Raw genomic sequence first — 12,822 nt, forward strand, 5'->3', positions numbered from 1 at the left:
AATAGCTATAACACTACGCGTACGGGTGACGTAGAACAATAGTTTCATTGCGATCTGGCCCCGTTGATACGATATCGATCGGTGTGCCAATCAACTCTTCAATACGCTTGATATAAGCACGCGCGTTAACAGGTAATGCTTCAATCGAAGTCGCACCTAGAGTTGACTCACTCCAACCTGGCATCTCTTCATATACTGGTACTAAGCCATCGTAGCTATCAGCATCGGTTGGTGCTTCAATTTCTTCACCAGCCGCATTCTTATAAGCAACACAAATCTTTACTGTTTCTAAGCCATCTAGTACATCTAGCTTAGTTAAGCAGATACCAGAAATGCTATTAATTTCTGAGGTACGACGCAAAATCACCGCATCAAACCAACCGCAGCGTCTCGCACGTCCTGTAGTCGAACCGAATTCATGTCCCTTCTCAGCCAAGTAGGCGCCGGTCTCATCAAACAACTCTGTTGGGAATGGACCTGAGCCAACACGTGTGGTGTACGCTTTGGTAATACCCAAGATGTAATCTAAGTACAACGGACCAAAGCCTGAGCCTGTTGCAGTACCACCAGCAGTAGTACTAGAACTGGTTACATAAGGATAAGTACCGTGATCAATGTCCAACAATGACCCCTGTGCACCTTCAAACATTATGCGTGCACCTTGCTTACGCAAAGTGTGTAAGCGTGCAGTTACATCAGTCATTAAAGGTTTCAAAACTTCTGCATAACCCAAAGCTTCATCCAGGGTTTTCTGATAATCAACCGGCTCAACTTTATAGAAATGCTCTAACATAAAGTTATGCTGATCCAGTACCTCACGCAACTTCACTGCAAAACGCTCAGCATTGAATAAATCACCAATGCGCAAACCACGACGTGCAACTTTATCTTCGTAGGCAGGACCAATACCACGGCCTGTAGTACCAATTTTACCTTCGCTACGCGCGGTCTCACGTGCCTGATCCAACGCAACATGGTATGGAAGAATCAAAGTACAGGCAGGGCTGATACGTAAACGTTCACGTACAGGCACACCTTTTTCTTCCAGTTTAGTGATTTCTCGCATCAAAGCATCCGGTGCAACAACCACACCATTACCGATCAAACATTCAACGTTTTCACGCAAAATACCCGATGGAATCAAGTGCAATACAGTTTTCTCACCGTCAATAACTAAAGTGTGACCCGCGTTGTGGCCACCCTGGAAACGGACAACGGCAGCGGCTTGATCTGTTAATAAATCAACAATCTTCCCCTTACCTTCATCCCCCCACTGAGTGCCTAAAACGACAACATTTTTACCCATAACCCCTGCCCTCTTCGCGCAAATAGGAGGTCGGCTTAACCGACAAACGTGACCGCAAATGCGGCTTAAAACTTATAAAGGCTGAACTTCCCAGCCTGAGGAATTTTGAACGAGCTGACGATCACACCTGGCTTGCGCAGCATCACTCACGCTTTGCCCAGGCAACGCTTGCACCACGCGCTGACCTTGGTTACGTAATGCACAAACAGCTTGCCATAAATCATCTGCAGCACCCGTAGGCGCCCAAATACCACTAGGTAACTCTGCAGCCTTACGCTGACCTAAGTTCACTAGGGTTTTTAAATCTGTAGAAAAACCTGTCGCAGGACGTGCACGACCAAACACAGCTCCAATGTCATCATAACGTCCACCTTGGGCGATAGATTGCCCAACGTTAGGGACAAAAGCAGCAAAAACCACGCCCGTATGATAGTGATAACCACGCAACTCACCCAAGTCGAAATAAAAAGGTAAGTGCGGGTAACGCAATATCAGCGCATCTGCAACAACCGTCAGTTGATCCAATGCGGTTAAAACGCTCTCAGGTGCATCCGCTAAAATAGTTTTGGCCTGATCCAAAACCTCACGACCGCCGCATAACTGACTCAACTGTTGCAACATTTGCGCTAGCTTTTCAGGCAACTGTGCAGTTAACGCTGCTACTTCATCGACCGCCTTACGTTGCAACGCATCAAAAATCTGCGCTTCTAAGTCATCTGATAAGTTCGCTGCTCGGGCCAAACCTCGATATACACCCACATGACCTAAGTCCATATGAATATCGGCAATTTCTGCATGCTCAAGCGTTGCTAACATTAAGCTAATCACTTCAATGTCTGCAGCAGGACTGGCATCACCATAGAGTTCCGCACCCAGCTGTATCGGGCTACGTGAACGTGATAATGCGCGCGGACGTGCATGCACTACACTACCAGCGTAACAAAGCCGTGAAGGTCCTTCACGACGTAAACTGTGCGCATCCATACGTGCTACTTGTGGAGTGATATCCGCACGAAAGCCCATCAGATGGCCTGATTGTGGGTCGGTAACTTTAAAAGTACGCAAATCAAGCTTTTGTCCCGCGCCAGTTAGTAATGACTCTAGAAACTCAATATGCGGTGTTACGACAAACTCATACCCCCAAGCCTCAAACATATCTAAGACTTGTCGACGAGTTGCTTCAATTTGTGCCGCTTGCGGCGGCAGTACTTCTTCGATGCCATCTGGCAGCAGCCAGCGCTCTACCGTTGCCATTGCGCCTTTCCTCATTGTAAATACAGTGCCTGCTGGGCATTTTGCATGACCACAGGCGCAAAAAAGCCGGGAGTTTCCCGGCTGCCGCATGATACCACAGATTATTCTGTGCATGCCTCTTGCTTTTCAAACCTACGGCAATCTCGCCAAAGGTTGAACACCCATCAAAAATACGCGCGACCACAAAGATCGCGCGCATAAAGCACACTAGCTTAAGGCTTTATATTTTCCATATATTTGAAAAATTCACTATCAGGCGATAACACTAAAACATCGCTTTTATCAGCAAAGCTTTCACGGTATGCCATTAAGCTACGATAAAAAGCATAAAACTCTTGATCCATACCATAAGCTTTGGCGTAAATCTCCGTGACTTTGGCATCTCCCTCACCTCGAATTTCTTCAGCTTCACGATAGGCCTCTGCTAGCAACACTCGGCGCTGCCGGTCTGCATCCGCACGAATCCCTTCGGCGAGTTCCTGACCTTTAGCGCGGTGCTCACGAGCCTCCCTAGCACGTTCAGAGCTCATACGCTCAAATACACTTAGATTCACCTCTTTAGGTAAATCAATGGATTTGACACGCACATCAATGACTTCAATACCCAACTCTTTACGCGCCATGCGATTGAGTGAGGTGGTGATATCCGCCATTAACTCATCACGCTGACCGCTGACCACTTCATGTAAAGTACGCTTACCAAACTGGTCACGCAGACCTGACTCAAGACGTCGAGCCAAGCGCTCATCAGCCACCTGCTTAATACCAGAGGTTGCAGTGTAGTAATGATCAGCATCAGCCACACGCCACTTAGCAAAAGCATCCACCATCACTGCTTTCTTTTCTAAAGTTAAGAAGCGCTGTGTTGGCGCATCCAATGTCAGTAAACGTGCATCAAACTTACGAACTTGGTTAATGTAAGGTATTTTCACATGCAAACCCGGCTGCACGTTGGTTTTCTCTACCTTTCCAAACTGCAGCAATACCGCTCGCTCAGTTTCTAGAACAATATAAAAACTGTTCCAAGCAACCAGTGCGAGCACGGCAGCTACAATCAAAACAAAAGTCGATTTATTACTCATTAACGGCTACCTCTGGCACGTAAGTCACGAGACAGTGCGTCACTGCTTAAGCTGACATTACTGCTGGTTGGTACTGAATTAACAGTCGAACCTGAAGTATCAGTCGGTCTTTGTGATGTTGCGTTGCGCCCTTCAAGCATTTTATCCAGTGGCAAGTACAGCAAGCTGTTTTGACCTTGATCGCCTGTAAGTAGCACTTTACTGCTGTTGCTATAAACCTCTTGCATGGTTTCCAAATACAAACGCTGACGCGTTACTTCTGGTGCCTTGCGGTATTCAGCAACTAACTGGCTAAAGCGTTCCGCCTCACCCTGTGCCCGTGCAATAATTTCATCACGATAACCATTGGCTTCTTCACGCAAACGCTGTGCTTTACCTCGAGCCTCGGGAATCACACCATTGGCGTATGTTTCTGCCTGATTCTTTTCACGCTGCTCATCTTCACGTGCACGAATCACATCATCAAAAGACTCTTGCACTTCACGTGGTGGCTGAGCGTTCTGCACGTTCACCTGAGTGACTGTAATACCAGTACGGTAAGTGTCAATAAAACGCTGGAGGCGCTCTTTTACTTCGATCGCTAAAACTTCACGACCCTCAGTTAACACTTGGTCCATCGCCGTAGAACCTACCACATGGCGCAAGGCACTTTCAGTGGCTTGCTGCAAACTTACTTCAGGGCCATCCACATTCAAGACGAAATCTTTTAAGTTGCTGATTTTGTATTGCACGGTCAGCGGCACTTCAATGATGTTCTCATCTTCTGTCAACATGGGCCCTTGACGTGTATAAGCACGTTCACGGGTCACGTTCTGCTCAAACTTACGATCCATTGGTGGGAAGTAGATATTCAAACCAGGCCCCACTGTTTCGTGGTATTTACCTAAACGTAAAATAACGGCTTGCTCTTGCTCATCAAGTGAATACACCGCAGTGTACAACCACATCGCTGCAAGTGCTGCAAATACCATGGCTAGCAGTCCGAAACCACCACCTGAACCTTTCGATCCCGGTTTTTTCTTCCCGCCAAACACACCTTTAAGATTATCCTGCAGTTTACGGAGGGCTTCATCAAGATCAGGTGGTCCTTCTTTTTGGCCGCCTCGCTTATTGCGATCGCCCCAAGGATCCTGATTATTTGAGTTACCACCCGGCTCATTCCAGGCCATAGTGTTCTCCATCTATTTGAAAGGCAAAATGCACTCTAAAAGCGCACTATATTATAATAATTTGATATTACAACCACAGCGTTAAGCACATTCAGCTAACCGTCAAAGCTTGCTATAGTTGCGCAAAAAATCAGCCGGCATAATGCCTTCATCACTGAGCAGCTTATCCAACTCTGTTTTTGCAATACGTATTTCTAAAATGCTTGCACCATCGTCAGCGTGCGTCTCTTGCTCTACCGCATTAAGATCAAAGAGTTTACCGCGCAATCGCCCTTGCTGTTGAGTCAATCGCACTGTAGCAATATATATTTGCTCTTCCAACAACTCGGCAATGGCTTGTTGCAGTAATTCGATCCCCTGCTCTTTATAGGCGGAAACCCAAACCCGTACTGGTTTACCTTGTTCATCCCGTTGGATATGCGGCTCAACATTATCTAATAAATCAACTTTATTATAGACTTCTAAGGTGCGTACGCTGCTGGCATCAATTTCATCCAAAACCTGATACACCTGCTTGATTTGCTCATCACGCTCAGGCGAGTGTGCATCAATCATATGCAACAGTAAATCAGCATTGGCCGACTCTTCCAATGTCGCTCGAAACGCTTCCACTAGTTTATGTGGCAAGTGTCGGATAAAGCCCACGGTATCCGCTAAAGTTACCGCTCCTAACCCATCGATTTCAATGCGACGCACCGTTGGATCCAAAGTAGCAAACAGCTGATCCGCTGCATACACCTGCGACTCAGTTAGCAAGTTAAATAATGTTGATTTCCCAGTATTGGTATACCCCACTAAAGAGATACTAGGCATATCAGCGCGCTGACGACTGCGTCGTGCTAACTGACGTTGATTACGTACCTTTTCCAGGCGCGCTTTAATCTGTTTTACCCTCAGGCGTAACAAACGGCGGTCCGTTTCCAGCTGTGTTTCACCCGGCCCACGCAAACCAATACCACCTTGTTGGCGGCTTAGGTCTGTGCGACTTCGAATCAAACGTGTGCTGATATGCTCCAGTTGAGCCAATTCAACTTGCAACTTACCTTCATAAGTCTGAGCACGCTGCGCGAAAATATCCAAAATCAAGCCAACGCGATCCAACACTCGGCACTCTAAAGTGCGCTCTAAGTTACGCTCTTGGCTTGGCGTGAGTGCATGGTTAAAAATCACCAAGTCAGCCTCTTCGGCAATCACCAACTGTCGCAGTTCTTCAACTTTACCTGAGCCAATTAAAAAACGAGCTGTTGGTTGGTGTCGCGAAATGCTTATGAAGCTTGCAATTACAGCGCCAGCCGATACTGCAAGCTCTTGAAACTCATAAGGATCTTCTCGCACCTCAGGTGCATGCCCATCCAAATGCACAAGAATGGCACGCTCCCCTCGATGTTCAGCGATCAAAATGCTCTCCCACTAATCATTACCTAAGTCAGAACCAGTAGAGTCATCTTCGCTAGGTAAGCGTACTGGACGTCCTGGTACCACTGTGGAGATTGCGTGTTTGTAAACCATTTGGCTCACAGTGTTTTTGAGCAGAATAACAAACTGATCAAATGACTCAATTTGTCCCTGCAACTTAATGCCATTAACCAAATAAATTGATACCGGTACTCTTTCTTTACGTAAAAGATTTAAGTAAGGGTCTTGTAGCGTGTGCCCTTTTGACATGAGGTGTGCTCCATTAACTAAAGTAAAAGTATGCTTGTTGTTTAAGCAAACTAAAAATTGATTCAACTCACTCTATATGGTGAGCTCATGAAATCTTTTCAAGGTATGCGACAAATTATCGCATGACAAACTATCTAACCAATATAGGTCTTGCCAGCTGCGCAACCAAGTAAACTGCCGCTTTGCCAGTTGCCGTGTAGCAATGATACCGCGTTCGATCATTTCATCGTAGCTATACTCACCTTGCAAGTATGCCCACACCTGTCGATAACCTACCGCGCGAATCGATGGCAAGTCAGCATGCAAATCTCCACGACTCCATAATGCTTCGACCTCAGCAACAAAGCCTTGTTCAAGCATCTGCTGAAATCGCATAGCAATACGCTCATGCAAAACACTGCGCTGCTGCGGTGCAATGGCAAAGGTTGCTACATTGTACGGTAAATGGCCGCCATTAGTTGTTAGTTTTTGTATAGTTTGTTGTTGGCGATGCTCTGTCATGCTCTGGCCACTCACTTGCCAGACCTCAAGCGCACGAATAATACGCTGCGGATCATTTGGATGAATGCGTTCAGCTGAGACTGGGTCAACCTGCTGTAATTGTGCATGCAATACAGCTAACCCTTCTACAGCCGCCTGCTGCTCAAGTGCCGCACGGACCTTCGCATCCGCTGCTGGCATACTCGCCAACCCTTCTGTCAGTGCTTTGTAATACAGCATAGTGCCACCAACTAGCAACGGTATACGTCCGCGCTCACTGATCTCAGCCATCGCTGCTAAAGCATCATGACGAAACTGTGCCGCAGAATAACTTTCGGCAGGATCTAAGATATCCACCAAGTGATGAGGGTACTGCTCTAAAATTTGTGCACTGGGCTTAGCGCTCCCAATATTCATACCGCGATAAACCAACGCAGAGTCCACACTGATAATTTCGCAAGGTAATTCACGCACCAATTGCAGCGCTAAATCTGTTTTTCCTGAAGCAGTCGGCCCCATCAAAAAAATAGCAGGCGGCAAATTCTCTCTCAAAATACTCCCCTTAATCCTAACAAGCAGCTCAACTGTTAGAATTTACGCTGCACTATGGATGCAGCTACCTCATCCAAACCATGCTTATTGTGCCAGTAATTGACCCACTGCAGGGTCTTTAAACGCACGTTGTAAACCCTCACTGAGTACTTGGCTGACCCATTTGTTATTCGTTTGTTCATTAGGTGCTTTAGCATAACCTTGATTTAAAGTGGCGGCATAACGTCCATTATAGCGACGTGCGCCATTTTTCACTTCTAAGGTATAAGAAGCATGCAGCTGCGCTTCCTTAACTAAAGGACTCTTTTCAACGGCTTTGTAACTCAGCTCAGTCAGTTTTAAAGTTAATTGTGCATTATCTATACCTTGCGCCGTAGGTGTAAAACCCATCATACGGACCGCTGCATCAGTCTCTGCTTGCAAACGCGGTAAAAATGTCGATTTATCCACAGTAATCAAGCTACTCTCAGCATACACCCCCCCTCGGGTGCCAATCACTGCCGAGGAACGCGCATCACTCACCAACACTGTGACTTTTTGTCCTTGCCCTACTGCGACTACTTGCCCACTGAAACGTGGCTCTGGCTGCAAGGCTTGCGGACTCAGCCCACAGCCGGTTAAAAGCGTAGTCAAAACCACTGCTGCACTAGCAAATGCATAACGCGACATAATCTAGTTCCCTTTTTAGCCTTTCAAATATGTTAAAGTTTAACCAAGCAGTGCAGACTTGCACAGCATGCAGCACAAAGCCTTGTTACACAAAACATTTAATTTTTGTCGTTATTTGCTTAACTGCATCGATGCAAGTCTTCATATACGACCTTTCGACTAAAGAAATTTGGTCTCAATGATCGTTTTTTATATTTTCATCGTTATAATTACTAACCAACTATACGGCACCCCCTCCTTTTAGTTTTACACTGTTAGTTTGCAGCACTAGGGCTTATAGGCGAGAGGTTGCCAAGTGTCTTACCTGTAGACACGTACACCTACCAAGATAACGAGACACTGCACTATTAAAAACTCAGTGTTTACAGCAAATCTGCCCTTGGCACGTGCAATATAAATACACTTTAAAGATCCGCCACTCCATAAGATGGCGGGAAATGGTTTCACAACTTCACAAGAGTGTGGCAAGCAATGAATAGTTTGGCATTTACAGTTCCATGCACCAACAGCCCTCCTTCTTGCAGCGGTTAAAGCATTGGCTATTTCGCAATAATCTAATCCTTTCCTCGGCGGTTATCCTTTAACCCTACCGCCTAAAAGTTGCTTTTTGGAGACATACTGATGGCGCAAGACAATCAAGCAAACCTCGATGTATTGCTGGTGGGAGCCGGCATTATGAGTTCAACATTAGCAGTCATGCTAAAAGAGTTGGATCCAAGCCTTAACCTAGAAATCGTTGAACAAATGGAAGATGGAGCAATGGAAAGCTCTAACCCATGGAATAACGCCGGTACCGGTCACGCAGGACTTTGCGAGCTAAACTACACCCCACAAGCTGCCGACGGTTCTATTGATATTAGCAAAGCCATTAATATCAACGCTATGTTTGAAGAGTCCAAGCAATTCTGGGCACACCTTGTTGAAACAGGAACTTTTGGCGATCCCGACACCTTTATTCACTCTGTTCCTCATATCAGTTTTGTACAAGGCAAAGACAATATTGCCTTCTTACAAAAGCGCGCTCAGCTATTAAAAGAACACCATGCTTTCGAAAACATGGAGTTCACTACAGATAAAAGCGTCATGGCGCAATGGATGCCATTAATGATGGCCGAGCGTAAAGACGATGAAGTTATCGCCGCAACGCATATGTCCAACGGTACTGATGTCAACTTCGGCGCTTTAACGCGTCAACTTTTAAGCTATCTTGCCCAACAAGATAACAGCACGCTGAGCTATAGAAGCAAGGTCACTGATCTTGAGCGTTGCCCGCAGGGTTGGAAAGTCAGCATCAAAAATCTAGCCACTGGTCAGCGCCGAAGCGTCACCGCCCGCTTTGTATTCCTAGGTGCAGGCGGTGCTGCCTTACCACTGCTCCAAAAGTCAGGTATCCCTGAGGGTAAAGGTTATGGTGGCTTCCCTGTCAGCGGCCAATGGTTACGTTGCGATAATCCAGCCGTAGTGGAGCAGCACCAAGCCAAAGTATACAGTCTAGCCGCTGTCGGCTCACCACCAATGTCTGTTCCTCACTTAGACACCCGCATCATTGATGGTAAAAAATCTCTACTGTTTGGCCCTTACGCTGGTTTTTCCACTAAGTTCCTAAAAAACGGCTCTTTGCTTGACTTACCACTCTCAGTACGCCCATCCAATATTGGCCCTATGCTTGCTGTGGGTCGCGATAATATGGACCTAACACGCTACTTGGTCAGCGAAGTGATGCAATCAATGGAACAGCGCTTAGACTCCTTACGCCGCTTCTATCCACAGCTTGATCCGAAAGACTGGAAGCTTGAAATTGCTGGGCAACGTGTTCAGATTATTAAAAAGCACCCAGAAAAAGGCGGTATTTTACAGTTCGGCACAGAGCTTGTGAGTTCAGCTGATGGTTCTCTGTCTGCTTTGCTTGGTGCTTCACCAGGTGCTTCAGTAACTGTTTCCATCATGCTTAAACTATTGAAACGTTGCTTCCCAGAACAATTCAATTCAGCAGAATGGCAAGAAAAGCTCTCGGCAATTTTCCCTGCTCCTCTTAAAGAGTTGGAAACCAATGCCGAGCTTTATCGCAATACCCAAGAGCGCTCTGATAAATTGCTCAACTTGCGCTGATCCGCTAAAAGGCCTGAGTCGAAAAACTCAGGCCTTTTTAATAAATAATTGCCAAGTTTAGAAACTTGCAGCAAACAGTACCAACACCCTGTTTGAACTGCTCAAAGAGCAACAACTAAGCTTATCCCTATGCTGCCCTGCTGAGTTAGTCTCTAAAATTAGTAAACTGTAATGGCATACCTAGCTCTTTACTACGAAGTAAAGCAATGGCTTCTTGTAAATCATCGCGCTTTTTGCCAGTCACACGTACCTGCTCACCCTGAATAGATGCCTGTACTTTTAACTTGGCTTCTTTAATGGTTGCAACTATCTTTTTCGCCAATTCTTTATCAATCCCTTCACGCAAAATCAGCTCTTGTTTGACCACCTTGCCTGACGCATAAGGATCTTTGTATTCTAAGCACTGAATATCCACTTTGCGCTTCACCAAAGCCAACTTTACAATTTCAATCACTTGATTAAGCATAAAATCAGCTTCAGCAATTAAAGTAATGGTCTTATCTTTAAACTCAAGACTCGCTTTGCCACGCAGATCATAGCGGCGTTCCAATTCTTTAGCCGCATTATCCATAGCATTGGTTACCTCATGGGTATCAAGCTCTGAAACAACATCAAATGAGGGCATTATTATCCTCCAAAATTATATTTAAAAATTTTATTGATGAGGCTTGTTCAACAAGCACACTTGCTGTTGCAGCCTGCAACTCTGTATAAAGGGCCACACCTATTACATCTTATTCACTGAGTTAGCTGTCGATCCATGCCAAACCCATTGTTAAATACCTGCCGCGCAGATGAGGCCAAGTTTTCAGCTCGCATGATAGCGCATAATACCCAACAAACCCTGCAAGGCAGTAATCCACACATTGCCTGTAAAGTGAGCAAACTATGAAATGGCATATTTTAGGTGCCGGCAGCTTAGGCTGTTTATGGGCAGCCCGATTAGCAGAAAAAAACATCCCTGTACGCATTATTTTACGCAATGAGGGCACGCTGACGCGCTATATCGAATCCCCTGGCATTCGATTAAGTAATGCCCTACGCACTCAAACTCAGTACCACCCCATCCCTGCACAACTGGCTACCGACGCTGAACCCATTGACTGCCTGTTATTAGCTTGTAAAGCCTATGATGCAAGAGCAGCAGTGAACGCTGTAGCAAAACGCCTGCACAGCAACAGCCTCGTGATTCTATTGCAAAACGGCTTAGGCAGTCAGCAAGCCATACAAACCCTTCTCCCTAATGTACGCTGCATTGCTGCTTCTAGCACCGAAGGTGCTTACTTAGCCTCCCCTTTCCATAGTGTTTTCGCAGGCCAAGGACACATTTACCTGGGTGATTTACAAGAACAATCACAACCTCCACCACAACAGCTGCTCGACAACTGCTTGCAAGCAGAAATCCCTTGCACTTGGACGACAGACATTTTCACACACCTTTGGCGTAAGCTCGCGGTTAATTGTGCAATCAACCCGTTTACAGTGATTTACAACTGTCTCAACGGCGAACTTAAACAACATCCAGCGGTGATCAATAATCTGTGCAATGAGCTGCAGTTAGTCTTACAAGCCGCAGGTCAAGTGCAAGCAGCACAAAATTTACAACAAACCGTTTGGTCCGTCATTGACAAAACATCCCACAACTCATCTTCAATGCGACAAGATGTTGCCCAAGGACGCCGTACGGAAATCAGCTATATCACTGCTTTTGCTTGCGCTCAAAGTCGCGCACTACAATGCCAAACACCAACTCTTTTCGCACTACATACGCAATTACAAAATGCGCTGCGTAAGCACGGACTCTCGACTACCTAACCCCTTCCGGAGACTACAACATGGGCTATCGACTCAATAAAATTTACACACGCACCGGCGATGACGGACAAACAGGCTTATCCGATGGTCGCCGCGTCAATAAAAGCCACCCACGCATTGAAGCCATCGGCGCCTTGGATGAAGTAAATAGCCAACTGGGGTTATTATTAGCTGACTTGCAAGAGCATCTGACCCGGACGCCTAAACTGCAAGAAGTAATTGAGGTACTAGCCCCTTGCCAACATCGTCTATTTGATATGGGCGGTGAATTATCTATGCCTGAATATCAAGCATTGCAAGGCAGTGAAATTACTCGCATTGAACAAGTTATTGATCAGTGGAATATATGCGTAGGTCCGTTAAAAGAATTTATTTTACCCGGTGGATCACGTTTAGTCGCGCAAACCCATATCTGTCGTAGCAGTACTCGCAATGCTGAACGTCGCTGCCAAGCCTTGCATAGCAGCGAAGCCTTACGCCCAGAATTACTAGGCTACATTAACCGCCTTTCAGATCTTTTATTTGTAGCTGCACGCCTCATTGCCCAATACCAGGGATGTAATGAAATTCACTGGCAAGCTGCAGAAAAACCCTTTTGACATCCTCCCCGACCTAAAGGACGGGGATTCCTACTGCTAGACGACCATGCCCGGCCGCGAGAATGTTACGTGCCGCGTTGATATCGCGATCGTGGGTGACACCACACCCACTGCACGTCCAT

At 46.2% G+C, this 12,822-nt stretch carries 13 protein-coding genes; 3 read left to right on the forward strand and 10 right to left on the reverse strand.

Translation table 11 applies throughout. The features are described 5' to 3' along the window. Positions 1–13: 13 nt before the first annotated feature. The 8 genes from TOI97_RS10915 to TOI97_RS10950 all read right to left on the reverse strand — a co-directional run bounded on the left by TOI97_RS10915 (position 14) and on the right by TOI97_RS10950 (position 8,177). A complete protein-coding gene (locus tag TOI97_RS10915) occupies positions 14–1,306 on the reverse strand; it encodes an adenylosuccinate synthase (RefSeq protein ID WP_321554158.1) in 1,293 nt (430 codons plus the stop codon). Between the two features lie 72 nt (positions 1,307–1,378). Next, positions 1,379–2,560, reverse strand: a complete 1,182-nt coding sequence (locus TOI97_RS10920) for an ATP phosphoribosyltransferase regulatory subunit (protein ID WP_321554159.1) — start codon at positions 2,558–2,560, stop codon at positions 1,379–1,381. A 212-nt stretch (positions 2,561–2,772) separates the two neighbouring features. Next, entirely contained in the window at positions 2,773–3,642 is an 870-nt protein-coding gene (gene hflC / locus TOI97_RS10925; RefSeq protein WP_321554160.1) for a protease modulator HflC, read from the reverse strand. Next, positions 3,642–4,811, reverse strand: a complete 1,170-nt coding sequence (gene hflK, locus TOI97_RS10930; protein ID WP_321554161.1) for an FtsH protease activity modulator HflK — start codon at positions 4,809–4,811, stop codon at positions 3,642–3,644. The genes hflC and hflK overlap by 1 nt, the downstream gene beginning before the upstream one ends. 102 nt (positions 4,812–4,913) lie before the next feature. After that, entirely contained in the window at positions 4,914–6,212 is a 1,299-nt protein-coding gene (gene hflX / locus TOI97_RS10935; protein WP_407651347.1) for a ribosome rescue GTPase HflX, read from the reverse strand. A gap of 9 nt (positions 6,213–6,221) precedes the next feature. Further along, entirely contained in the window at positions 6,222–6,476 is a 255-nt protein-coding gene (gene hfq, locus TOI97_RS10940) for an RNA chaperone Hfq (RefSeq protein WP_321554163.1), read from the reverse strand. Between the two features lie 72 nt (positions 6,477–6,548). Further along, positions 6,549–7,475 (reverse strand): tRNA (adenosine(37)-N6)-dimethylallyltransferase MiaA, encoded by a 927-nt coding sequence (miaA, locus tag TOI97_RS10945; protein ID WP_321554172.1) that lies wholly within the window; start codon positions 7,473–7,475, stop codon positions 6,549–6,551. 117 nt (positions 7,476–7,592) lie between these two features. After that, on the reverse strand, positions 7,593–8,177 hold the full coding sequence (locus TOI97_RS10950) for a YajG family lipoprotein (protein WP_321554164.1): 585 nt from the start codon (positions 8,175–8,177) through the stop codon (positions 7,593–7,595). A 621-nt stretch (positions 8,178–8,798) separates the two neighbouring features. On the opposite strand from TOI97_RS10950, the gene mqo reads away from it, so the two are divergent. After that, entirely contained in the window at positions 8,799–10,286 is a 1,488-nt protein-coding gene (gene mqo, locus TOI97_RS10955) for a malate dehydrogenase (quinone) (protein WP_321554165.1), read from the forward strand. Between the two features lie 145 nt (positions 10,287–10,431). Here mqo and TOI97_RS10960 read toward each other — a convergent pair whose 3' ends face one another. Next, positions 10,432–10,911: a YajQ family cyclic di-GMP-binding protein gene (locus TOI97_RS10960; RefSeq protein WP_321554166.1), complete on the reverse strand. Its 480-nt coding sequence runs from the start codon at positions 10,909–10,911 to the stop codon at positions 10,432–10,434. 263 nt (positions 10,912–11,174) lie between these two features. Between TOI97_RS10960 and TOI97_RS10965 the strand changes: the two genes are divergently transcribed. Both TOI97_RS10965 and TOI97_RS10970 read left to right on the forward strand, forming a co-directional pair. Next, positions 11,175–12,101 (forward strand): putative 2-dehydropantoate 2-reductase, encoded by a 927-nt coding sequence (locus TOI97_RS10965; RefSeq protein WP_321554167.1) that lies wholly within the window; start codon positions 11,175–11,177, stop codon positions 12,099–12,101. Between the two features lie 20 nt (positions 12,102–12,121). Continuing rightward, positions 12,122–12,700, forward strand: coding sequence for a cob(I)yrinic acid a,c-diamide adenosyltransferase (locus TOI97_RS10970; protein WP_321554168.1), 579 nt, complete (start codon positions 12,122–12,124; stop codon positions 12,698–12,700). 13 nt (positions 12,701–12,713) lie between these two features. Here TOI97_RS10970 and TOI97_RS10975 read toward each other — a convergent pair. Then, the coding region (locus TOI97_RS10975; RefSeq protein ID WP_321552891.1) for a zinc ribbon domain-containing protein at positions 12,714–12,822 on the reverse strand (109 nt) is incomplete at its 5' end.

Origin of the sequence: Denitrificimonas halotolerans, from assembly GCF_034259425.1 — a bacterium.
GTDB classification, from domain to species: Bacteria; Pseudomonadota; Gammaproteobacteria; order Pseudomonadales; family Pseudomonadaceae; genus Denitrificimonas; species Denitrificimonas halotolerans.

Excerpts from the sequence above, each read along its gene's own strand:
- TOI97_RS10915 (WP_321554158.1), bottom strand. The coding sequence starts at position 1,306 with ATGGGTAAAAATGTTGTCGTTTTAGGCACTCAGTGGGGGGATGAAGGT.
- mqo (WP_321554165.1), top strand. The coding sequence starts at position 8,799 with ATGGCGCAAGACAATCAAGCAAACCTCGATGTATTGCTGGTGGGAGCC.
- miaA (WP_321554172.1), bottom strand. The coding sequence starts at position 7,475 with ATGGGGCCGACTGCTTCAGGAAAAACAGATTTAGCGCTGCAATTGGTG.
- TOI97_RS10970 (WP_321554168.1), top strand. The coding sequence starts at position 12,122 with ATGGGCTATCGACTCAATAAAATTTACACACGCACCGGCGATGACGGA.
- TOI97_RS10965 (WP_321554167.1), top strand. The coding sequence starts at position 11,175 with ATGAAATGGCATATTTTAGGTGCCGGCAGCTTAGGCTGTTTATGGGCA.
- TOI97_RS10920 (WP_321554159.1), bottom strand. The coding sequence starts at position 2,560 with ATGGCAACGGTAGAGCGCTGGCTGCTGCCAGATGGCATCGAAGAAGTA.
- hflC (WP_321554160.1), bottom strand. The coding sequence starts at position 3,642 with ATGAGTAATAAATCGACTTTTGTTTTGATTGTAGCTGCCGTGCTCGCA.
- hflK (WP_321554161.1), bottom strand. The coding sequence starts at position 4,811 with ATGGCCTGGAATGAGCCGGGTGGTAACTCAAATAATCAGGATCCTTGG.
- TOI97_RS10950 (WP_321554164.1), bottom strand. The coding sequence starts at position 8,177 with ATGTCGCGTTATGCATTTGCTAGTGCAGCAGTGGTTTTGACTACGCTT.
- TOI97_RS10960 (WP_321554166.1), bottom strand. The coding sequence starts at position 10,911 with ATGCCCTCATTTGATGTTGTTTCAGAGCTTGATACCCATGAGGTAACC.
- hfq (WP_321554163.1), bottom strand. The coding sequence starts at position 6,476 with ATGTCAAAAGGGCACACGCTACAAGACCCTTACTTAAATCTTTTACGT.